Consider the following 24,011-nt stretch of genomic DNA (forward strand, 5'->3'; position numbering starts at 1 on the left):
TTTATCCTCATGCTATTTTCGTAACTAAAAAACAAATTTGTGTCACATACTCTTCTACTAAACAATCACATTCAGACCCCTTTATATAAACTTCATATGGATGACCATCTATTGTATAACCGTTCTTTTCCACCCACTCTTCTAATGCCATATAAGCATAACCTATATAGTCATAACTACCATAATGCAAAGTAGTAACAATTTGATGTTGATGTATCTTTTTTATTTCGCATCCTTGCAATTCATTTTTATCGTCACCATCCATAATCGGAATTCGTAATTCAATATCACTGTGACCCGGCATAAACTCTTCATCATAAAAAACTGTAGAAGGAGAGCCTACTATTTGCAAACTACTTTTTTGTACTTCTTCATATAAATCATAAAAATAATCATCCATATAATCTATATCTATTTGTAACCTTTGAGCAATTACTGTTATTTCATTTCTCATCCCAATTAATATATCGTAACTTCTATGACGAGCAATATTTAAAGCCGTATTCATATTTACCATCTCATTCATTTCAGAAATAACTTGTAAATTTTGTTTCACCTCATGAGACAACTCGATAATTTGCGCCTGCATATGGTGAATAAATGACTCTTGATCTGATGACTGCAGTATTACTTTAATTTTCGGCAAAGGAAACTTGTACTCCCTCAGCTTTTTAATTTTCAGTGCTATCTCTAGCTGCCCTTGCTCATAAAATCTATATCCATTTACCGGATTTACATATGCCGGTTTCAATATTTCCTCTTTATCATAATGCCTTAGCATCCGTGTACTCATTTTACAAATCCGAGAAAATTCAGTAATTGTATACATATACATACCCCTTGAATACATTTTCCTTTGTAAACTTTATTATTAAAACCAATCTAAAAACTTTCTAATTGAAGAACTTTCATTCTGATTGTTCAATTTTTTCATCTTTGAAGGTAACAAATGACTCGGACAATACCACGTTAAACAATTCATTGCGCCTCCCATGGTCGATATTTCTCCTACATGAATTTGAATAACTTGTTTCTCTGTATGTTGTTGAATATATCGTAAAACTTCTCTATCTTTAGCTAGCCCAAACTTAGGGACGTAAAGAGCATCACATGTTTCCAACATATTTATATATAATCCTTTTGCCGACGCTATTTCTTGATCATATTGCCCTTTCTCTGTATATGAGGAAGGAACAACTATAAATTCAGCTTCTGGCATTTGCTCTTGAATAATCTCTTGAACATGATATCTAAATTCATGATCCCCTAAAAAATCACTAATAAACATCGTATGTTCATCAATAAATTTAACCATTCCGTCTGCGTGTGCCAGTACATCTCCTTCTTCAGCAGGAATAATAATAACCCGGCTTACATCTAAATCCCACTCTAATTGCTCAATAATTTCCTCTTCTGTCCAATCATCATTATCATCAAATATGCGTTCTGTTACTATAATGGTATCTTTTTTATTCCAAATCAGATTACCACCATCTAATATTAACGGGGACTTCACATATTCAAAGTCGTTCTTTTTCAACCATTTATTAAAATGTTGATCTAAATATCTCCCTTGATCACCTGGCAAATAATTTGGTCGATATTTAAATTTAACAAGATGATTCGTTACAACTGGCGCTACATCTCTTAGCCAAATATCATCATACTCAAAAAAGCTTGTATAAAAGTCTTGTTCTTCAACAGATAAAGAAATAAATTGATCTGTAGCTCCCTTTTTTTTATTTAAATTTTCATTAAAATAAATAATTTCTTCATAAAACGGTTCATAATATTCATTTGATTCATCTGGTATCGCAGTAAAAATAATTCCCTTTTGTTTTTGTTCCATTTTCTTTCCCTCGCTTTTTTATAGTAATTAAGTAGCCCACTCTTCCTCAACACTTCTTGGGTGGATATAGTACGGTGAAATATTATATATACAAAACCTTAGTTAAGCGAAAGATCGACTATTGACAGGATTTTAAAATACAATATTAAGAATTCATATGAAAGTATGAAATTTAATAATAGAATCATAATCCCTATCATTATGAAGCTAGTTAAGATTATCTCTTTCAATACCGTTACTCCCTTTTTGCAAAAAATAAAACATGACAAAATAGGCAAAGATAATATTTCACCTATTTTGTCTATATAGCAGCACAACGAAATTCCAATCTATTACTTCAATGCAATCGGTTGTTGTTGTGTCACACAATGAATCATACCGCCATTTTTATAAAGCTCTCTCACATCAATACCGACTACTTTACGATCTGGATATAATTTCTGAATCGTATCGTTTGCGATTTTATCATTCGGATCATTATAATTAGGCACCAACACTACTGTATTTCCAATATAATAATTGATATATGATCCCTTATAATCGAGAGTTTTTCCATTTTCTAATACAACCTTTTCTTTACTAAGCGGTAAGTATTCATACTTATATTTTTTTCCTAAAGCATTTTTTGCATCTAACAATGTATCCATATCTTTATTAGATAAACCCCATTCGGCTAGGTCATCTTCTTTCATCGTTACAATGGTAGATTTATTATGGAATTTAGCAAACCCATCAATATGAAAATCAGTAATATCTAAATTAGGCACTCCGTCTAACCAAATAAAGTTTGTCACACCCAGGTCACTTATATATTTTTCAATTTCCTTTTCTGATAAATTAGGATTTCTATTTTTATTTGTTACCGCACTTCGAGTTAATAAAGCCGTCCCATTGCTGTCTAATTCAATTGCACCGCCTTCAAGGACAAATTTCCCCCAATCAATTCTTTCAATTCCTGCTTGTTTACTCACATTTTCACGTATACGAGCATCATTTTTGTACGGCGTTTTCTTTCCCCACCCATTAAATGCTGGGTCTAATATTTTCAAATTTTTATTATTGTCATAAACAAAGATTGGTCCACTATCTCGTGCCCATACATCATCAGTAGGAGCGATAAAGAAATCAATTTTATCCATATTCAGTCCTTTATCTATTAAAAGTTTATTGATTCGCTCTTTCTCCTCCTCGTCGTATGCAACAATGTGGACTTTTTCCCCCTCAGTTAAAACACTTGCCATCTTAACCCAAATCGGTTCAACTTCCTGCTTATACTCTTCACCATATGTGTATTCATGAGGCCATTGCAGCCATGTACCTTCATGTTTATCTTTTTCATCTGGCATCGTATATTTTCCGACGGTTTTCTGTATCTCTACTTTTTCTCCTTCTTTCCCCTTAGCATTTTCATTGTTCCCCTCAAAAGAGCATCCACTAACAATCGCTGTAGAGAGTGTAGCTATTAAACAAAACTTTATTGCTTTTTTCATTTTTCTAACCTCCTGTTCGTTACTTCAATAATGTAAAGCTTCACATAGTGTGAAGCTCAAGCTTTTTTTACCGATGTAAAATTTACCAATTATTTTTCCGCATAAATTCATTACGTATAGATGAACTCCACGCAGCAACTTTCCTATATTTAACATCCATATCATTTAACTTCCTATACAAAATTATTCTAATATTCCCCTTTCATCATTACTTCTTCAGCAAACTTAACATCCCCAAATAAAAAAATCGGTATTGATAATTACATATCAATACCGATTTTCAAATTATTATTTTCCTTCTATTAAATCATTCGCCATTTTCCTAAACTCTTGATTAAATGCATCATTCATACCATTTTGAACGTTAGAGAATAATATGACAAACGTTTTTTTATCCCAGTTAAAATTATTAAAAGTATTCCCCCCCGCTAATACGCCGTGGTTATGATAATAATCTGGATACGTATAGAAACTAAATCCATATCTTCTTGCAGGTGATGCCGTAAACATATCTAATACACTTTGTTTAGATAACAGCTTTCCATCCATTATTGCCTCATCTAATCTTTTCATATCTTCAACAGTTGTATACATTTCACCACACCCATACAACCAGTTCATTTTTAAGCGGGGTGCAGCTATTAATTCATTATCTTTTCTCGTATAACCTTCTGCTAAAAAAATATCTTCTGGGAGAGTCGCCCCCATTCCAGATTCATGCATGCCAGCAGAAGTAAAAATATTTTCTTTGACGTATTCAGCGAGCGGTTTATTCGTAATTTTTTCTATAATATATGCAAGCACCATATAATTATAGTCTGTATATTTCCAGCCTGTCCCTGCAGGAAATTGCAATTTTTGCGCTCCAATCCACGTTACTAACTTTAAACGTGACCCTGCATCCACCCTACCTTGTCCTTGATCTGGCAAGCCAGATGTGTGTGTTAATAGATTTCGTAACGTAATGTTTTTATCTGCTGGAAACGATGGAATATACTTATTTACATTGTCTTCAATGTTTAATTTCCCTTTTTCTTTTAGCTGCATAATAGATATTGCAACGACCGTTTTCGTAATAGAACCAATACGATATTTCGTTCTTGGCGTTGTTACTACTTTATCTTTCACATTCGCATATCCATAACCTTTTCGTAAAATCACATGATCTTTACTAGCTACAAGAACGCTCCCATTAAATCCTTTATCTTTTAAATATTGATCTAGTTTTCCAGCTACAGCTTCATAGCGTTTTTTCTCAGTTGCATCAACTTCTTGCATATCGTCCTTTTGCTTACTATTTAAATTAGAAAATGCCTTTATATCATATTTCTTACCTTTATTTGCATGTATTAGTGCAACGACACTCCCACAAAAAATAGCAAAAACAAAGAAAACGATTAACCATTTCTTTAGCATAATAGGAACCCTCTTTTATATAGTTTCACTTAACGTACATCCATTCTGTTCTATATCTTTTTATTTTCAAATATTTTATAATACTACCTATTATTCACCTAAATGAACTAGATTCCTTTTTCTCATATTCAGTTTTTAGCTACTCTCTATTGTATTTCTTTCTTGCAAAATTTCCACCTTACAATCGGATGCACCCTACTATAATTTCAACATCTTATGTAACATTTGTTACACATGATAAGAAACGGAGTTGTTACGATGAAAAATACTGACAAACGCAATCGCTTAAATGATAGGATGTTTCATTACAGGGTAACAAAAAAAACATAGTTTTAATTGAATATTACATAAAATAGATTATCATATTAAAAGGAAATGACGCTGACAAATTTTTATACAAAATAAATCATGCACATAATGATACAGAAAAACAACTCATTATGGCTAAAGTAACAGGCAATTTCGAAAGAGGAAATGAGCATAACTGAAAACGAATCTCATTTACATTTTAATTATACAACATATAAAAAAGAAATGTCGCTCATTCGGCATTTCTTTAGACTTTCTTCATAAAAAATTTACATTGCTAACTTTCTTTTATTTTTGCTATATAAAGTGAAACTTTAATCAGTGGTGTTTTGTCCGTCCCCACTGATTATTAGCCCACCCCAATCCGGCTTTTACTGGCTGCCTGGCAAATTGCGGGATAAACTCACTGCCGAAATACTTAGTAATACCACTATACACAACCATGCATACGTATATCCTTTCGCGTCCACAATATAACCAAATAAAACAGGTGCAATAATAATCGCAATTTGATTTAATGTAAGCGCTAAACCCACTGTTATTCCTACAGATTCTTCACTTGCCAACTCAGCAACTTCGGCTATAAAAAGACTAAACCATCCAATTGAAAAGAATCCTAACAATGCACTTACACCATACAATACTCCACTCGTTATTGTATGTATACTTATTACTAACAATAGAACCAAACCGATAGAAGCACAGACAGTTATAAATAAAGGTATGCGCCGATTTCCCTTATAAAACACATCACTAATAGCTGCTAATACAACACGGCCAATCATTCCAGAAAAGAACATAACTGAAAATACTGTTCCGGCTACAATAGATGTAATTGATTGTTCCCTTACTAAAAATTTCATGAAGTGTCCAACTAACACCATTTGTAAAGAAATCATACAAATACCCGCCATATAAATTGGATACAACGCTTTTTTACATATCACTACTTTTAGCTTTGTCCAAAAGGAAATTTTAATATGTCCTTTCCTCGCTTCCTCCTTAACATATGGCTCTTTATAAAACATAAAAAATAATAGCCCTCCAATAATACAAATGCATGCAATACTATTGATCGCGTAAGTCACATTATATTGTATTGTAAGAAACGGGATTAGTACTCCCGCTAACGCGCCACCAATCGGTATACCAGCTTGCCTTATTCCCATCGCTAGCCCACGATTTTCTTTTGGGAACCATTTTAAAATCACTTTACTTCCTCCTGGCTGAGAAACACTATAAAACATTCCTATTAATAAAAGTACAAATAATAACCCATTAAATCCACTTACTATATTAGTTAGTAAAAGCGAACTCCCTAGAAAAAATGAACTGATAGAAATTAATATTTTTTCATTATATTGATCAAGTAGCCGACCGACAAAAAGCATACAAAATAACGGTCCAATATTTACAACACTTACTAACAATCCACTCTCCGTATTCGTAAGCGCATATTCTTCTTTCCAAAATAAAGCGAAAACCCCGACACCATACGTTATAAGTGTCGCTGTTGTTTGAGCAATCGTCGCAACAATTAACATAACCCATTTATAAGTACGATTCACCCTTTCTTCAATCAACATAATAATCCCTCCCCCCTTCCATTGTATGAAAGTTCTGATATCATATAAAATAAAGATTCATCATATAATCCATCAAAAAAATTGATACCTTTTCGGAGGGATGATAAGTGGACATAAAAGATTTAACTGTATTTTACGAGGTCGCGAAGGAAAATAATATTTCTCACGCAGCGAAAAATTTGAACTACGTGCAATCAGGCGTAACAATGCGTATGAAACAACTAGAAAATGAATTAGGCGTGCCTTTATTTTACCGTAACGGAAAAGGTGTAACTTTAACTTCTAACGGTGAGATTTTATTAACGTACGCCAAACAAATTATCCACTTAATGGATCAATCTATAAAAGCGGTTCAAAGTAATGGAACTGATCCTAAAGGCACTTTGACAATCGGATGTACAGAATCTACAACTGCGGTAAGGCTTCCCTCTATATTAACGGCCTACTATGAGAGGTACCCAGAAGTCGAATTGATTTTGAAAACAAATACGACTGAACAACTAATTAAGCTTGTATTAGAGCGAAAACTAGACGGAGCGTTTATAGCTGGCTCTACTCAGCATACTGAACTCCATACAACTGTATTTCATGAAGAAGAATTGGTTCTCATTAGTAAAAAACCTTTGTCCTCTCTTACAGACATAGAAGATATGAATTTACTTGCTTTTAGTCACGGGTGCTATTATAGAAGTTTATTAAAAGACTGGCTTCAAGAAGAAGACATCTCACCTAAACGAGTTTTAGAATTCGGGACAATCGAAGCTATACTTGCATGTGTAAAATCAAGTATGGGCGTAGCGATTATGATGAAATCAATTTTAAAGGGGCATGAACATGACGTATCATTCAATCCTTTACCCAATAGCTTCAAAAAAGTTCCTACTACTTTCATTACTAGAAACGATATATTTCGCTCAGCTGCATTACAAAAATTTATGGAGATGACTCACAATGCATGAAAAGAAAATACGGGGTATGAAACGAAAAACAAACACTATGATTAAGCGCATTGAGGAACATACAAAAACGTTCCCTTCTACTTTCTATAACGATGAATATTGGTATATGCCTTTACCAGTTTCTCAAGCTTTTATCGAGTCTCATAAAACACCTAGAAAAGTAAAACGATTATGTATACAAACCTTAATAGATCGAGTAAATCATTTAATAAAAATAAAACCAAGTGATACACATACATATCGAGTTGTTACTATAATTTCTATAGAAAATTTATGGAGATCGCAAATTATCGTATTTAAAAACGATGACTACTTTCAAATTTTTTTCAATAGAAATAATGAATTTCAAACATGGATCCCTCTTTCAATTGAAATTAATTTTTGGGAAACTTGGGGAATTTCAATTTGCCCTACTGCCCAAATGTTGCACTTTCTAGAAGTCATTTATGATGAAGATGCAATCGATAAAAAAGAGATTTGGTTTATTGGAGAGTTATCTTAAAAGGGGTACTTTCAAATGAAAAGCTTCCCTTTTTCCACTTAATAAAATCGCTATATAATGAATTTATCGTTTTACTTTATAGGAGGTTTTCAAATGGTAATACCTAAATATCCTGATGTCCCTACTCTTACGAAAAAACAAATCGATCAAATTACAGAAATCGTTTTTCTAAAAGAAATAACAACACAAAAATGTGATGCTATTTTCGTTTTCGGCGGTTCTCATCCCGGCAATTGGCAAGCTCCTCTAGAAGCTTACCGACAAGGTTTAGGAAATCAAATTATCGTTACAGGTGGTACTAGTTTGCATGGCATGAAACATCCGAGCTGGAATTACGGGGATTTGTCAGATGCAGAAGTAATTGTAACTAAATTAATTGAACATGGCGTACCAAAAGATGCTATCATGTTCGAGAAAAACTCCCTCCATTCTATCGCTAATGTAATAGAAGCGAAAAAGATTTTTGATTTTACAAAGATTAATCGCCTACTATTTGTTTGCAAAAGCTTAGGCGCTGGTCGGCAATACAGAGTATTAAAAAAACATTTACCTAAAACTATTACTTGTATCCCATATACATTTGATACAAGTTTCGATGGTGAGTTTATAATTAATAGATATAATTGGATGGAAAATGAGAAAAGCCGCTCTATGATTTTTGGAGAATACTTGAGAAATATTTGCTACGGTAGAAAAGGTGGCATTGAACCACCGGAAAAAGAAGTTCAAGGTTTAGAAGAATATGTATCCTACTACTATACTCTAGCATAATAGAAAAAGGTATACCAAAACGTCGGTATACCTTTTCTCCTATCTCACTTATTTTTCTTTTAGTACACTATGTAATCGATCAGGGTAATTTGTAAACATTCCTGTAGCACCCCATTTTATTAACAATCTCATATCTGGTTTCTCATTAATTGTATAAGGATGAATTAGCAGTCCATTATTTCTAGCCATTTTCATATATGACTCATCAATAATTAATTCTCCGTTATCATTAAGTAAGTTTGGTCCAATACCAACTGCATACTTTTTAATTTCTTGAAAATCTTCATTCGTTACACGTTTCGGTTCATGTGTAATACCAGACCATTCAACAATTTCATTGTTTTCATTTGGATAATACCAAAGCAGTTGAACTAACGGAATGTTTTTATTCATACTATGAATCTTTGTTAAACTGTCTTTACTAAATGATTGAATCATAACACGACTAGAAGACATGTTTTGACCTATTAAATTATATTTTTCTAATAAAGCTAATAATTTCTCTTCCATTCCTGGATACACATCTGGTGATTTTGTTTCAATGTAATACTTCATGCTTCTTCCGTACTTTTGGAAAATTTCTTCAAGAGTCGGAACCTTTTGACCAACGTACTCTTGCTTAGCCTTTTCTGGATAAGCTTTATTGAACCAAGATCCTGCATCTAAGCTTTTTATTTCACTTAACGTTTTATCTCGTACTTCACCTGTTCCATTTGTAGTGCGATCAACTGCTGTATCATGCATTGCAATCAACTGGCCGTCCTTAGTTAACTGAATATCTAATTCCAAATAATCCGCTTTCATTTTTTTCACAAGATCATAAGAAGCAAAAGTATGCTCAGGTGCATGTCCACTTGCTCCGCGATGTGCAATATTTAAAAACTTATTCGTATTCCATTCATGCTTCCCTTCTGCTTTCGCATGAACAGCTCCCCCAGCAAAGATACTTCCCGTCATAAAGAAGATAACTAACACGCTAATAATTTTTCTCATCCTTCTAATCCTTCCTACGCTGCAAATTTCAACAAGTTAATGAGATTTACACGAAATAGAAGATATACTTTCATCATTTTTATAAGTTTATATTAAAATTCCAATCTTACAAATATAATTCCCCTATGTTATTACTATACTATTTATTTTCCATATCCCCCCTATTCACATGTAACTTCCTATTGATTACAGTTCATCAATAAAAAAAGCCATAAATTATTTAAAGGACACTTCTGTATCCCTAAATAAATTTATGGCTTATCTCACATATCTCCGGCCTCGATTAACTTGTCGAAATTAATCATACCAAACCTATTAATATTTGTGAATATTATTTAAATAGATATTTTCTATACTAAAGCAAACGGCGGCATTAACTGCGGACCCTTTCCCATACGTGCCAACACCCAATCATCGTAATACCACATTTCCGTTTGACGACGACTCATCATATAATCCCAGCGTACTTCACGCTCAAATTCGATGATTTGTCCGTCGCCTCCAATTGTCACCCAGTTAAAACTCCCATTATCATGCATCATTTTCACCCATAAAACAGGAAAAGTAACAATTTCTCCTTCACCTTTATACTGTCTCGTTTGTTTTTCTATACGAATTAAAGTTAAACCACTTGCATATTGTTGATCAACCTTTTCCATTACATCCATTGCTATTTGTTCAGCATCATCTTTACGAGGCAGTTTATTTGAGTATACCGGCATCATATTCGTATAACTTAACAAATACTTATCATTTTGAGTAGTAATGGTTGTAATATGAGCACCGCCATAATGTAACAACTCTTCTGCCTGATAGCGCTTGATGGAAACTTGTACACCGTCACGTAATTCTTCATGCTCCCGTACTAACTTTACATACTTCGGAAGTGGTAATAACATTGACACTTCTTTACTACAATTTTGAAAAGTATTATATTGATTCGCCATTTAACATCTCTCCCTTATATATAATTCTTCTGGAACATGTGTAAGAAATTCCGTTAGCTCCCCGGCATAATATACATATAATTCATGCATCGCCCTCGTACACGCTGTGTAAAATAAACTGCGTTCAGACTCCCTATAATAACTTTCATGAGAAGCATCAAATATAATAACAGCGTCAAATTCTATCCCTTTCGCCAAATAAGCAGGAATAACAACAACGCCTTTCTCATAAGTTGTATTCTCTTTTTTCATAAGATGGACGTGTAATGTATTCCCTATTAAATCCATCACTTTCATACATTCTTCATTTGTTTTACAAATAACTGCAATCGTTTTATGTCCTTTTTCTTCTAACTCTTTCACCTTAAAAATCATATTTTCTACATGCTCTCGTTCATCACTTACTTTTATATAAACGGGCTTCTTACCATCCCTGTTAAAAGCTTCAATATCATTTCCATTTGGAATCATACACTTTGTAAATTCAATGATTGGTTTTGTCGATCGATAACTACGGTTAAGCTTGACTGTTTCTACTTTACGATCTGCAAATAATGCGGAGATAAAATTGTTCTCTCTATTGTAATCATGAGAGAAAATATTTTGATTAAGATCACCAAGTAATGTCCATTTCGCCTTCGGAAATAGTCGTTTTAGAAATGCTAATTGAAAGGATGTATAATCCTGCACTTCATCGATAAATACAAATTTCACAAGATGATTCGTTTTAAAACCTTCAAGTAATTCTTTTAAAAACAAATACGGCGTAACATCTTCATTTGCTAGCTGTTTATCCTTCAAACGCTTCACTGTCTGCTTACATATATCTTCCCAGCAATCTGGTACGAAAATATCTTTCTGCTTACTTTCAAATAACTGCTCAAAAATTGCAGGATGATTTACAAAAGCAAATTTTTTCACCTTTCTACGTAGCGAACGAAAATGTTTCTTCACTACATATTTCGTTAATAACTCATGTTCTTTCTCATAATAATCAAATTGATTATCTTTCTCTATTTTTTCATATATGCGATTGTAATCTTCTTTATTTAAATACTGAACTTCTCGTTCCACCCAATCTTTTTTCGCTTCTATCTTTTCAAAATCATTTAACTTCCGAAGAACCCATTCCATTGTAAGTTGCATTCGATTCGGTATAGCAATAGACATGTCTAGACTATAAAAATAATCACATATGGATTTTGCTTTTATAAGTACTTCACTTTTACATGTAACATCATGAAAGTGTAAACCTTTTTCCCCTAGACTTTTCGCGTATTTCTCAAGTAGTCCCATAAATTCAACCGAGGATTTATATTGAATTCCCTTCACTCTAGTTTCATACGTACTTTCATGCTTCTTCGTTAATACGTATTCTAACTGCGCAAATGAATCTTCTACAGTAAAGCTTTTTCCAATCACATGTTCCACATACGCTTGAAAAGTCGTTTGTTGCATATTCTCTTCCCCAAGCTCTGGCAAAACGTTTGCAATATAACTATTGAACAACTCATTCGGAGAAAACAGTAACATTTGATCCGCATGAACCGTGCCGCGGTAATGATACAATAAATAAGCAACGCGCTGCAGTGCCGCTGAAGTTTTCCCGCTCCCAGCAGTTCCTTGCACAATTAACACATCACTTTTATCGTTTCGAATAATTTGATTTTGTTCTCTTTGTATTGTCGTTACAATGCTTTTCATTTGTTCACTTGCATTTCGTCCCAGTGCTTCTTGTAATAATTCATCACCTATCGTCACACCTGTATCAAACATACTTTGAATCGTTCCGTTTCGAATCATGTATTGACGTTTTAAAAGCAAATCACCTGAAATCGTACCTATTGGCGCTTTATACTGTGCCCTGCCTAAAGTGTAATCATAATAAAGACTCGAAATAGGTGCCCGCCAATCATATACTAAAAACTCATCATTTTCTTTATCATAAAAAGAGCCGATACCGATATACATTTCATCGGCATCCGCTTCATCATCTTCTTTAAAATCAATCCGGCCAAAATACGGCGTTTCTTTTATTTTCATTAAAAGGTTATATTCATTTTTCGTATGACGATGTGTATGTTCTCTTTCAGCGAGAAGCTCTGCCTCTTGCCTAATACTCGCCGCCGTTTCAACCGCTTCTTTAATATTATCTATATTTACTTTTACATCTTCCCAAAAGTTTTTTCTAATACTAACAATTTCAGACTTCACCGATCCAACTCGGCCATCAAGCTCTTTCAGTTCTTCATCTACTTTTTCAATGACTATATTTACACGTTTTTTCTCTTCTTTATAATGACTCATATAATCTCCCCTTCTCATACTGTTTGAAAGCCTTATATGATACGTAACTTTTTACTTTCGAAAAATGCCACAGGTAACAATCTCCCATGACTTTTGGAACTCTTCGTTTATCCTCTCTTCTTTCCATCTCTCAGAAAAGGCAGGATGATAAAACACTGAAAGTAACCGAAATAGCGTATGCGCTAAAAACAAACTATCTTGTTTTTCAATCTCATTGCGCTCTATCCCGCGATTTATCACATTCTCCAGTTGTCCAACTAATCTTTCTTCATGCTTTTGAATTACCTTATTCTTTTGCTGCACTAATGAACTATTCAATGTAAATAACTCTTCGTTTTCCAGCAACTCTTTCTTTTTAAGCTGAAATAAACGAAAGAACCACTCTTGTAAAATGCTTTCCGTCTCTCCATCTTTTCCTGCAATTTTCTCAAGCTGATCCGAGTATTTGAACAGCCACCTTTCTAAAATAGCATCGCGCAGCGTGGCCTTACTCCGAAAATAAGAATATAAAGCTGCATGACTAACATCAAGTGACTTCGCAATACTAACAAGTGTCGTTCTGCTCCATCCATATTTCATTAACTCTTTTTCCGCTGCATCTAAAACAACATTTTTCGTTAACGCCTTATCTGTCATTTTTCTCACCGTCCATTTTATTTACATAACAATATCATTCCAAAAACAACTTACATTTTTTATTTTTTGTAAGCTAAGTGCAAAAAAATACTATTTCAATTAGGTTATAAGATTAACACATCCTCTTTCAACTTACAATATTTTTATTTTGTAAGTTGAAAGCATAATAGAAGAATTGCCTTATATAAGACAATTCTTCCTCGTTACTTAAAAATTACATAATAAATGATTCATTACTTCATTAAGTACTGCATCTGGATTTGCTACCTCTTTTTCCAAACGCCATCCTATAAAACCATCTGGTCTAATTAATACAGCTCCGCCATTCTCTATCCCATATAATTTACTAAAAATATCTTCTTGAGCAATAAAGTCTCCACTTCCCCCTACTCGATACAGTTTAATATTTATTCCTAATTTAGATGAAACATCAAATACAGCTTCAGCCCAAGAGCTATTGTCTACTCCAGTAAGTAATACAAAATTGTTACCAAATAAGTCTAATATAGAAGCTTCTTTCCCTTTATACATCCCCCAAAAGTGCGGTGCTCGTGTTCCAGGTCTTCCGTTCAACTCTACGCTATCCATTCTATGTGGAATGACTGAGTCATCTATAATCGCCTCTGAACAATACTGATATCCAACTGTAACAGCTAAACCGTCCATATTATTCAAACTGCCTTCCTCTCTATTCGCAGCACGAAACAGTAAACTACTCGCATAATCTGTCGTTAATTTTGCAACAGGATATCTCTCTTCATGATATGTTTCTAACAATTTTGGTTTTGCCTTGCCTTTTATAACAGCCGCTAATTTCCAAGCTAAATTGTGCGCATCTTGTATTCCTGTATTGGAACCAAACCCTCCAGTTGGCGGCATAATATGTGCAGAATCGCCAACTAAAAAAACGCGATTATCTTGAAATTTTGTAGCAGTACTTTCAGTCGCTTCCCACGGTAAAACACTTACTATTTCTGACTCAACATTTGTACTTCCAATTGCGGTTTGAATAATTTGTTTACAACGTTCTATAGCGAAATCCTCTGATCTCTCTCCTTTTAATGGATCATAGGATACATGGTAAATCCATCTTTTTTCGTTATCGACTGGAATGAACGCACCAAGAACTTCCGGATGAAGTACCATAGTAAAACCAAATGCATCTCCTTGTATAAACTCACTTAAATCCGCTTCAAAATAAATATTCATATAATAACCGCCAATGGTTCCACGACCCTCAGTTGTAATCCCTAATTCCTTACGTATTTTACTTTTTGCTCCATCTGCTGCAATTACATAATCACAATGAATAATACTTTCTTCTTCCGTTTCGCGATTCCGAATCGTTGCGATTACCCCTTGCTCATTTTGTTCATAAGAAACTAATTCATGATAAAAAGATAATTCTCCGCCTAATGTTCTCGCTTCTTGTAACATGATCTCTTCTAAAGTAATTTGATAACAAGCAGTTTGTTTTGATGGACTAATCTCTTCTATTTTCTGAAGTAACTTTTCATCATTTTCATACTGATTCGCCCTCATTTGTGCTAATTCTTCCTGATTCGCCTCAGCTATTGTATGAACCGCTATTCTTCCTCGGCAATTTTCTAACGCTTTACCCGCTGATCTAATTCTTTGTTCTAAACCTAATTCTCGAAATAACTCCATCGTACGAAAAGTAATTCCACCCGCTTTTGGATGAATTGCAGTAGACGGATGCCTTTCAATAAGTAAGTACTTAATGTTATGTTTTGCAAGGAATAACGCAGATGCTAATCCTGATAATCCCCCTCCAACAATTAAAACTGGTACATCATTCGATTTCATATATTTATCCTCCACATCATTGTTCTGAGCTCAGTGACATAAATATAATCAAAAAAACAACAAAAATATAGACTTATATTTCATTTTAAAGTATCATATAGATAGATTACGCCCCAAATTACTTTTACTCTTTCATATATCTATAATCCGCTTGTATTATGTATGTATGAAAGAGTAAAACGAAACAACTCACTTTAAAATAATAAAAACATGATAAGCGGTCGTAACCCTAAAAATTATACAGGGTTACGACCGCTTAATTTTTTGTTCAATGGCTTAACTATCCTCATCTAGAAACAACGTATTATTAAATCATTTTCTATTTTAAAACTTTATCCATTCCAATATGTAATTCTTTTCTACCCCCTTTATCATTTTCAACATAAAAAATTCATTCGTCTCGATTTTCTTTCCCAATATTGCAGTTCATACAACAATCATGTAGCATTACGGTATCGAAATAATGGTCCATCATTTTAAACCTTTCGACTAATTTTTGGAGGTAAAGTGATTGAAATGAATAAACAAGAACAATTAAATGTTATAAAAAAAGATTTTATTGATTCTCAAAAAGTATTATTGGCAATTGGCGATGAAACACGTCAAGCTATTTTGTTAGTTCTCATGGAAACGGAATGTCAAACCGGATTACGTGTAGGAGAAATTACGAAACAAACACACCTTTCTCGGCCAGCGGTATCACATCACCTAAGGATTTTACGAGAAGCCGGTATTATTTTAATGCGTAAAGAAGGTACAAAAAACTTTTATTATATTGATATACGTACAAAATTAAGTTTATTAAAAAATCTTGTATTAGACATTGAAAAGCTATTGCACAACTTTTATCCCACTTTAACGGGCAGTAAGACCCCCACCTCAAAATTCAGCGAAAGCAAATAATTTAGATAGGGGATTAACTGCCCATAAAGGTCCGATTGGTGAGGGCTGATAATCAGTGGGGGATGAAGCCCCCCACAGTTTCATTTTATTGAAATTTGGAGGTATAAGAAATGAAAGCGATGATAATTGATAAATACGGAAAAGTCCCAATGCATATGACAGAGGTACCTACTCCTGAAATAAATGAGTATGAAGTGCTCGCAGAAATTCATGCAGCTAGCATTAACCCAATTGATTTTAAAATACGCGATGGAAAAGTAAAAATGTTACTGAAATATGAAATGCCGCTAATCCTTGGGAATGACTTTTCCGGTGTCATTACGAAGGTTGGATCAAAAGTAACTCGTTTTAAAGTCGGTGATGAAATATATGCTCGTCCAAGAAAAAATAAGATTGGTACTTTCGCGGAATATATAGCCATTCATGAAGATGATATAGCCTTAAAGCCGAAAAATTTAAGTTTTGAGGAAGCTGCGTCAATTCCACTCGTTGGCTTAACATCCTATCAAGCTTTACATGACATCATGCACTTACAAAAAGGTCAAAAGATTTTAATTCACGCTGGATCTGGTGGTGTTGGTACTTTCGCAATTCAGTTAGCAAAAATAATGGGTGCTACTGTTACAACGACTGCTAGTGAAGCTGGTGCGAATTTAGTCAAGTCTCTTGGTGCAGATGAAATTATTAATTACAAAACAGAAAAATTTGAAGAAATACTAACAAATTATGATGCAGTATTTGATACAATTGGCGGTACAACACTTGAAAAATCATTCAACATTATAAAAAGCGGTGGCAACATTGTTTCCGTTTCAGGTACGCCGAATGCTCGATTCGGTAAAGAATTCGGTTCAGGATTTTTCAAAACACTCTTATTTTCATTAGCAAGCAAAAAACTTACTGCACTTGAAAAGAAGCATAATGCTCAATATTCATTTTTATTTATGAAGCCAAGCGGAGATCAACTACGTACTATTGCAAACTATATTGAAGCCGGAAAAATCAAACCGGTAATCGATCGAGTTTTTTCATTTGAAGATGCTCAAAAAGCAATGGAATATTCAGAGGCTGGCAGAGCAAAAGGAAAAATAATCGTAAAAATTAAGTAATAATAAAAACTCCATTTTTTAAAATGGAGTTTTTATATTTACTGTTAAATAGACATAGTGCAGTGAAGTCCTTACAATAGATTGCAAGGGGAAATATCATATTATACTTTTAGCTAATTTGACAAAGAATACATACGTACAAATACATAATAAAAAAATAAACAAGGAGGAGATACAATGACTAAAAATAATGAAGCAGGTTGGAATTTAGACAATAGTTATGCTACTTTACCACATTCATTTTATACAGAAATCCCCCCTACTCCCGTAAGTTCACCGGAGTTAGTTAAGCTAAACCATTCACTTGCGATATCTCTTGGCTTTAATCCGGAAGAACTGAAGAAAGAAACCGAAATTGCGATTTTCGCCGGTAATGCACTACCAGAAGGAGCTCATCCATTAGCTCAAGCGTATGCTGGTCATCAATTTGGACATTTTAATATGTTAGGCGACGGTCGTGCTCTTTTAATTGGTGAACAAATTACTCCTTCAGGTAAACGTTTTGACATTCAGCTGAAAGGTTCTGGCCCTACTCCTTATTCACGCCGTGGTGATGGTCGTGCTGCACTCGGTCCGATGCTACGTGAATATATTATTAGCGAAGCAATGTATGCACTTGATATTCCAACTACCCGCAGCTTAGCAGTTGTCACAACTGGGGAACCAACCTATCGTGAAACAAAGTTACCTGGAGCTATTTTAACTAGAGTCGCAAGCAGCCATATACGCGTCGGCACATTTCAATATGCTGCAGCTCGCGGCTCAATCGAAGATCTTCAATCGCTAGCTGACTATACAATAAAAAGACATTACCCAGAAATTGAAGATCATGAAAACCAATATACTGCATTGCTACAAGAAGTCATAAAGAAACAAGCCAGCCTCATCGCTAAATGGCAACTTGTTGGATTTATTCACGGCGTAATGAATACTGACAATATAACGATTAGCGGTGAAACGATTGATTACGGCCCTTGTGCATTTATGGACAATTACGACCAAGGAACCGTATTTAGCTCTATTGATACACAAGGTCGCTACGCATATGGAAATCAGCCATATATGGCCGCATGGGACCTTGCGCGATTAGCTGAATCTTTAATACCAATTCTGCACAAAGATGAAGAAAAAGCATTAAAAATTGCTCAAGATGAAATTTCAAAATTTAGTGTACAGTATGAAAAACAGTGGTTCATTGGAATGAAAAAGAAATTAGGACTATTTAGCAACGAAGAACAAGATCATTCACTTATTGAGCAACTTTTAAAAATGATGGAGAAATATAAAGCGGATTACACTAATACATTCCGTTCATTAACTCTTAATACGTTAGAAAATACCCCTCTATTCGATAGTTCTGAATTTAAAGAATGGTACAAACTGTGGCAATCTCGATTAGAAAGACAAGAAGAATTGAAAGAAAATGCCTACGAAATGATGAAAAATAATAACCCATCCATCATTCCAAGAAACCACCGTGTAGAAGAAGCATTAGAAGCAGCTGTTACAAATGGCGACTATAGCGTAATGGAGAAGCTTCTTGAGGCTCTAGCAAATCCTTATGCGTATGCTACAGAGCAAGAAGAATACTGCGTTCCACCTGCGCCTACGAATCGTCCTTATCGTACTTTTTGTGGGACTTGATTGTTTAATATGTAAAAAGGTGTGTTCATACAAATTGTGTGAACACACCTTTTTTATATCCTCACCTCTCAACTAGAACTTTAAAATGCTTCTTCACCAATTCCTTTCTTTACTCCAAAACAAAAACATCACTATTCCAATTGGCTTACTAAAATATTTGTTAAACAAATATTGAGAAATAAAAATCATATTTCTAAATATTGTTATTTTTGATACTATATTTTATAAGAATATTCAAAAAGTGAGGGGATTTCATGAACGTTCAACTACAAGGTAATGAACAAGTTACAAAATTATTTAATGACTGGTATTTAGCTATGCTAAAACAAGATGTGTCCCAGTCGACAAACTTAAAGCATGAAATTGAAGAAAAGCAACTAAACATTACAGAAGATGAAAACTTAGCATTATACTATTCTCTACTAGATTTTCGTTTCAAAGTTTTAACTGATGGTTTAAGTATTACAAAAGACAGTTTCAATAAAATAGATTCTTACGCGATTTCACCTAATCACCAACTTTCTTACTACTATCATTTATTTAAAGCAATTCATGCTACTTTAACAACAAATTATAATTTAGCAGGTGAACATTATGAACATGCTGAAAAGCTATTAGTTAATGTTTCAGATAAACTAGAGGAAGCAGAATATAATTACCGATTCGCTATCTTTAATCAACATTTTTATAAACCGATTGATGCAATTCAGCAAGCAACAAAAGCCAGAAATATTTTCATGACTGAAAATGGGTTTGAGATCAAGTTAGCACTTTGCGACAATATAATAGGTTCCTCATGTGTATTTTTAAAGCAATATGAACAAGCAGAGGAAAAATTCAATTCTGCTCTTTCAATTTTACAAAAACTAAACGAAAAGGATTTAGTTTTAAGCGTTCGCAATAATCTAGGTTGGCTCTATGCAAGTCAAAACCTGTCTTCTCTAGCGATTCGACATTTATCAGAGGTAACAACCAAAGTGCCTACACACTTTAAAGCACTCTTTTTACAAGCCAGAGAGCATTATAAACTTGGTGAAATAAACATTGCTGAAGAACTTATTAAAAAAGGATTGGAAGTTTGTACAGAACTAAGCAATGTTGAATATATACTTCATTTTAAAATTTTACATTCCCTTAACAATAATGAGACAACTGAAGATTTAGAAAATATTATTCTTGAAGGAATTACGTATTTCGACAAAGAATCTTTATATAACTACACTCAAGAATATTCAGAGAAATTAGCAACTAAATTTTATGATGAAAATAATCATGTGAAAGCGAGTGAGTATTTTCATAAAGCGTTACAAGCAAAAGAAAAAACGTTTGAGAAAGGAGCTCTAAAATGATTAAAAAAATTTGTTCTGTCGTTCTAGGACTGTCTGTTATCGGTATTATTTCTATTGGCATAAATAGTTCTTTTACATATCAAGCAAGTCACGCCGATCTCCCTGCACCACAAAGACCTGACCTTGTTCAATCCGTTGACGCAAGTAAAGACTATAACCCAACAACAACTGAAAAGACACTTTAAAAAACGAAAGACCTTCAATTTAGAAGGTCTTTCGTTTTTTAAAGCGCTTATTTAGTTAATGTATTCGAATATTTTTTCATATCCAAATGGTAGTACCAATGACACTATACAGCCTATCATTATTGAAGCACTAGATAAAAGGATAAATTTCCGAAATGATATATCATTCCTCTTGTACCCAGTAAAAGAAGCTTTTATTATAACAAAAACTGTCATCATTATGATAATAGCTGAAAAAGCAGCTACTAAAAACACTTCCATTTTGTTTCCTCCTACAAAACATCCTAACTTTAATTTTACCATTAAATGAGAATAACATAAATAAACTCTTTATTCATACAAGTTTTTCCATATACCTCCGACGGGATTCGAACCCGCACTCCTTTCGTAAGCATAGGCTAAGGGGAACACGCTTCCCTACGGAATTTCACCGACAGGAATTCCACCTGTCTCAGCTTATTTGCTTTTCGGTGCTTCTGAAACCTTCGCCTTGCGACCCGGTGCGACATGTTTTCCGGCGCTCTTCCCTTCTAGAGCTACGGAGGCATTTTTCTTGCAAGTAAAATATATTTCTACAAAATCGGTAAATCACCTTTATTTTCCCAAACTCATTTTGTTTCTTTCATCAATTCCGCAATCCCCTTACTCCCCTCACTACCAACTTTCTCAAGTTTCTCCACAACTAATGCTCTTCTTTCCACAGAATGATTTTGACTTAACTTCGCTTTTCCTTCTATTTTACTAATCTTAATTTTAAAACCAACTATCCCCTTACTTAATCCCACCATATAATTTGGATCTACATCATCAAGTGAGTAGGCACTCTGTGGATCTTCATATGTATGTACTAAATCTTGAAGAGAATTTATTAATTCCTGTTCATCTTCAACAATTTCTAATTCACCATATACATGCACTGCAACGTAATTCCATGTTGGTACTGCATTGTTTGTTTCATACCATGACGGAGAGATGTAACTATGTGGTCCTTGAAATATAGCTAGTACTTGCTGAGTCCCAATATCTTTCCACTGTTCATTCGGCCGTGCGAAGTGACCATGTAACGTGAGTGTTTCCCTATTTAACAACAATGGCAAATGTGTTGCATATGGTTCCCCGTTATGTTGAGAAAATAATGTCGCAAAGCTATTTTGTTCCATTATTTCATACTTCACCTCTTCATCTTGTATTGCAAAATATTTTGGTATGTACATAAGCTCCCTCTTTTCCGATCTTTTATTTCTCATTATATTTAAATCTCGTAGCATTCAACAGGGCCAGTTTATATTTGTTTTATAATGGCAGCGTTCTATTTCAAAAGAATAGGCAGCATGTATTCCATGCCGCCTTAGTTTATTTCTTCTAATATATTTGTAATAGATTTCGTCTTACCTTCACTATAGCTAGTTCTACTTTTTGACTCTCTTGCTAACTCTTCCTTTAAACGTCCATATTCACCAGCAACATCGTCATGTTCACGAAGGTAATCCCGAAACGCTATATGTTTTCTTAACTCTTCACTATTTTTATCACAAACATATAAATGATGTTCCATCCAAACTGTACTTTCTTCACTCCACGGAACGAAAGCGTCCTTTCTGCCAAACGCCTCTCTCCCTTTGTAGCTCCATTTTGCCTGATGATAGTATCCTATCGCTTCAAGCTTTGTTACTACTTTAGAAAAAAAACCATAATCTTCTATTACAATATCAATATCTAATATTGGTTTTGCTGCAAGCCCTTTGATAGATGTACTCCCAACATGTTCAATGGATAAAATGCTGTCTTCCATTACATCGTTAATGAGAGTTTGTAGCTTATTAAATTCACTTTCCCATTTGATGTTATATTCTTCGATAGTAATTCTTTGTTTCAATGTATCCCTCTCCTCAAAAGCAACTATAACCTCTGAATATGAGTATCCTTAAAATCTGTCTCATATTTCAATCCATATCCAAACATTCGATCCATTCCAATATGTGCTGTCCATATTAAACCGATCATTATAACCGTATCTACCTTAAAATAGACTCCTATGATAGCTATTACTATCGATATAATATATGTGTGACATATATTATAAATCTTAGCACCTACATGATTATTTATACCATACGCTAATATTGATAAATCCGGAGCTAAAAGGAACAGAAAAAATATTATCCAACTAAATTCATATACTGAATACGCATAAATCGCAGCTATGAAAACAACTAGCCCTTCAAAATGTACAATACGTTTTTGCATTCTTTATCATTCCTATTTTTCTATATTTACCGATAAAGTTTCATCACTGAAAGTATCCTTTGCATTTTTTGACCAGATGGTTGCTAAAATCGGTCCTGCAATGTTATGCCATACTGCAGCTAATACACTTGGGAGTGCGGCAGCTGGTCCAAAATGTGCTGTTGCTAGCGCAACACCTAGGCCTGAATTTTGCATTCCTACTTCTATTGAAATAGCTCTTCTTGTCCCTTCATCTAGTCCAAGTACGAATGCTGTTATATATCCGAGTAAAAAACCAAATGCATTATGAAGCATAACTGCGATAAATATAAGAAGTCCTGAAGAAGTAATGCTACTTACATTTGCTGAAACTACCGCTGAAACGATAATGATAATTGCTACAACTGATATGAAAGGGATAACGGTCATTCCTTTCGTAACAGTTTTAGGGAAAAACTTCTTCACTACTAATCCTAAAATAATCGGTATGATAATGACTTGTACGATAGAAAGAAACATAGACATAGGATTAACCGGCATCCATTGTCCTGCAAGCAATAGTAAAATAAGAGGTGTAGCAATTGGTGCTAGTAACGTTGATAATGACGTCATTGCAATAGACAACGCTAAGTTCCCTTTTGCTAAATAAACCATAACATTTGATGCGGTGCCACCCGGTACTGAACCGAGTAACACTAGTCCAGCTGCTAATTCGGCTGGCAGATTCATAACGTAGGCTAGTACGTATGCGACAAGTGGCATAATAATAAACTGAGCACATACACCGATAATAACTGGCAATGGTTTTGTAGCTATGATTTTAAAATCAACAGCCTTTAACGTTAATCCCATCCCAAACATGACAACTCCAAGTAAAATCGTTATGTAACTATTTAACCCAAGAAATGGCGCGGGAATAAAATACGCAATAGCTGCAATACAAATAACCCAAAATGCAAAATATTTTCCAGCTATATTACTTATCGCTTCTAGTACTTTCACC

The 24,011-nt window shown here is 34.1% G+C and carries 23 protein-coding genes and 1 pseudogene; 9 read left to right on the plus strand and 15 right to left on the minus strand.

The features are described from left to right. Nucleotides 1-7: 7 nt before the first annotated feature. From PDQ68_RS10315 to PDQ68_RS10330, 4 genes are all read right to left on the minus strand, one after another. Nucleotides 8-829: a MerR family transcriptional regulator gene (locus tag PDQ68_RS10315; protein WP_061183463.1), complete on the minus strand. Its 822-nt coding sequence runs from the start codon at nt 827-829 to the stop codon at nt 8-10. 42 nt (nt 830-871) lie between these two features. Continuing rightward, on the minus strand, nt 872-1,849 hold the full coding sequence (locus tag PDQ68_RS10320; protein WP_000435968.1) for an agmatine deiminase family protein: 978 nt from the start codon (nt 1,847-1,849) through the stop codon (nt 872-874). Nucleotides 1,850-2,181: 332 nt separating this feature from the next. Next, complete coding sequence (locus PDQ68_RS10325; protein ID WP_061183462.1) at nt 2,182-3,339, minus strand: agmatine deiminase family protein; 1,158 nt, start codon at nt 3,337-3,339, stop codon at nt 2,182-2,184. Nucleotides 3,340-3,627: 288 nt separating this feature from the next. Beyond that, nucleotides 3,628-4,755: a serine hydrolase domain-containing protein gene (locus PDQ68_RS10330; RefSeq protein ID WP_270786677.1), complete on the minus strand. Its 1,128-nt coding sequence runs from the start codon at nt 4,753-4,755 to the stop codon at nt 3,628-3,630. 258 nt (nt 4,756-5,013) lie between these two features. Between PDQ68_RS10330 and PDQ68_RS10335 the strand changes: the two are divergent. Continuing rightward, nucleotides 5,014-5,243, plus strand: a pseudogene (locus PDQ68_RS10335) (hypothetical protein). A 192-nt stretch (nt 5,244-5,435) separates the two neighbouring features. Here the strand turns inward: PDQ68_RS10335 and PDQ68_RS10340 are convergent. Beyond that, on the minus strand, nt 5,436-6,650 hold the full coding sequence (locus PDQ68_RS10340; RefSeq protein WP_061183461.1) for an MFS transporter: 1,215 nt from the start codon (nt 6,648-6,650) through the stop codon (nt 5,436-5,438). Nucleotides 6,651-6,757: 107 nt separating this feature from the next. Between PDQ68_RS10340 and PDQ68_RS10345 the strand changes: the two genes are divergently transcribed. From PDQ68_RS10345 to PDQ68_RS10355, 3 genes are all read left to right on the plus strand, one after another. Next, nucleotides 6,758-7,609 carry a LysR family transcriptional regulator gene (locus PDQ68_RS10345; protein ID WP_061183460.1) on the plus strand — a complete coding sequence of 284 codons (852 nt, stop codon included), beginning with the start codon at nt 6,758-6,760 and terminating at the stop codon, nt 7,607-7,609. Beyond that, nucleotides 7,602-8,111, plus strand: coding sequence for a DUF3916 domain-containing protein (locus tag PDQ68_RS10350; protein ID WP_000544604.1), 510 nt, complete (start codon nt 7,602-7,604; stop codon nt 8,109-8,111). The genes PDQ68_RS10345 and PDQ68_RS10350 overlap by 8 nt, the downstream gene beginning before the upstream one ends. A gap of 93 nt (nt 8,112-8,204) precedes the next feature. Continuing rightward, nucleotides 8,205-8,882, plus strand: coding sequence for a YdcF family protein (locus PDQ68_RS10355; RefSeq protein ID WP_061183459.1), 678 nt, complete (start codon nt 8,205-8,207; stop codon nt 8,880-8,882). Nucleotides 8,883-8,930: 48 nt separating this feature from the next. Here PDQ68_RS10355 and PDQ68_RS10360 read toward each other — a convergent pair whose 3' ends face one another. From PDQ68_RS10360 to PDQ68_RS10380, 5 genes are all read right to left on the minus strand, one after another. Further along, nucleotides 8,931-9,875, minus strand: coding sequence for a glycerophosphodiester phosphodiesterase (locus PDQ68_RS10360; RefSeq protein ID WP_061183458.1), 945 nt, complete (start codon nt 9,873-9,875; stop codon nt 8,931-8,933). A 350-nt stretch (nt 9,876-10,225) separates the two neighbouring features. Continuing rightward, nucleotides 10,226-10,822 (minus strand): hypothetical protein, encoded by a 597-nt coding sequence (locus PDQ68_RS10365; RefSeq protein ID WP_016718164.1) that lies wholly within the window; start codon nt 10,820-10,822, stop codon nt 10,226-10,228. Beyond that, nucleotides 10,823-13,129, minus strand: a complete 2,307-nt coding sequence (helD, locus tag PDQ68_RS10370) for an RNA polymerase recycling motor HelD (RefSeq protein ID WP_061183457.1) — start codon at nt 13,127-13,129, stop codon at nt 10,823-10,825. Nucleotides 13,130-13,180: 51 nt separating this feature from the next. Then, nucleotides 13,181-13,765, minus strand: coding sequence for a TetR/AcrR family transcriptional regulator (locus tag PDQ68_RS10375; RefSeq protein WP_061183456.1), 585 nt, complete (start codon nt 13,763-13,765; stop codon nt 13,181-13,183). Between the two features lie 207 nt (nt 13,766-13,972). Continuing rightward, nucleotides 13,973-15,592 (minus strand): FAD-dependent oxidoreductase, encoded by a 1,620-nt coding sequence (locus tag PDQ68_RS10380; RefSeq protein WP_061183455.1) that lies wholly within the window; start codon nt 15,590-15,592, stop codon nt 13,973-13,975. Between the two features lie 507 nt (nt 15,593-16,099). On the opposite strand from PDQ68_RS10380, the gene PDQ68_RS10385 reads away from it, so the two are divergent. From PDQ68_RS10385 to PDQ68_RS10405, 5 genes are all read left to right on the plus strand, one after another. Next, a complete protein-coding gene (locus tag PDQ68_RS10385; RefSeq protein ID WP_000571883.1) occupies nt 16,100-16,495 on the plus strand; it encodes an ArsR/SmtB family transcription factor in 396 nt (131 codons plus the stop codon). 110 nt (nt 16,496-16,605) lie between these two features. Next, entirely contained in the window at nt 16,606-17,604 is a 999-nt protein-coding gene (locus PDQ68_RS10390; RefSeq protein WP_016718168.1) for an NADP-dependent oxidoreductase, read from the plus strand. A 177-nt stretch (nt 17,605-17,781) separates the two neighbouring features. Beyond that, a complete protein-coding gene (locus tag PDQ68_RS10395; protein ID WP_061183454.1) occupies nt 17,782-19,248 on the plus strand; it encodes a protein adenylyltransferase SelO in 1,467 nt (488 codons plus the stop codon). 254 nt (nt 19,249-19,502) lie between these two features. Further along, entirely contained in the window at nt 19,503-20,597 is a 1,095-nt protein-coding gene (locus PDQ68_RS10400; protein ID WP_061183453.1) for a Rap family tetratricopeptide repeat protein, read from the plus strand. Continuing rightward, nucleotides 20,594-20,782 (plus strand): Phr family secreted Rap phosphatase inhibitor, encoded by a 189-nt coding sequence (locus tag PDQ68_RS10405; protein ID WP_061183452.1) that lies wholly within the window; start codon nt 20,594-20,596, stop codon nt 20,780-20,782. Before PDQ68_RS10400 ends, PDQ68_RS10405 begins: the two co-directional genes overlap by 4 nt. Before the next feature lie 51 nt (nt 20,783-20,833). On the opposite strand, the gene PDQ68_RS10410 is transcribed toward PDQ68_RS10405, so the two are convergent. The 5 genes from PDQ68_RS10410 to PDQ68_RS10430 form a co-directional block, all read right to left on the minus strand. Next, a complete protein-coding gene (locus PDQ68_RS10410) occupies nt 20,834-21,043 on the minus strand; it encodes a hypothetical protein (protein ID WP_061183451.1) in 210 nt (69 codons plus the stop codon). A gap of 347 nt (nt 21,044-21,390) precedes the next feature. Next, nucleotides 21,391-21,996, minus strand: a complete 606-nt coding sequence (locus tag PDQ68_RS10415; protein WP_016718173.1) for an FMN-binding negative transcriptional regulator — start codon at nt 21,994-21,996, stop codon at nt 21,391-21,393. A 134-nt stretch (nt 21,997-22,130) separates the two neighbouring features. Then, nucleotides 22,131-22,658, minus strand: coding sequence for a GrpB family protein (locus tag PDQ68_RS10420; protein ID WP_061183450.1), 528 nt, complete (start codon nt 22,656-22,658; stop codon nt 22,131-22,133). A 23-nt stretch (nt 22,659-22,681) separates the two neighbouring features. Further along, nucleotides 22,682-23,029 carry a DUF4260 domain-containing protein gene (locus PDQ68_RS10425; protein WP_061183449.1) on the minus strand — a complete coding sequence of 116 codons (348 nt, stop codon included), beginning with the start codon at nt 23,027-23,029 and terminating at the stop codon, nt 22,682-22,684. Between the two features lie 12 nt (nt 23,030-23,041). Continuing rightward, nucleotides 23,042-24,010 (minus strand): bile acid:sodium symporter family protein, encoded by a 969-nt coding sequence (locus PDQ68_RS10430; RefSeq protein ID WP_061183448.1) that lies wholly within the window; start codon nt 24,008-24,010, stop codon nt 23,042-23,044. Nucleotide 24,011: the final 1 nt, after the last annotated feature.

It is taken from the genome of Bacillus cereus group sp. Bc010 (assembly GCF_027716745.1).
Lineage (GTDB): Bacteria > Bacillota > Bacilli > Bacillales > Bacillaceae_G > Bacillus_A > Bacillus_A pacificus.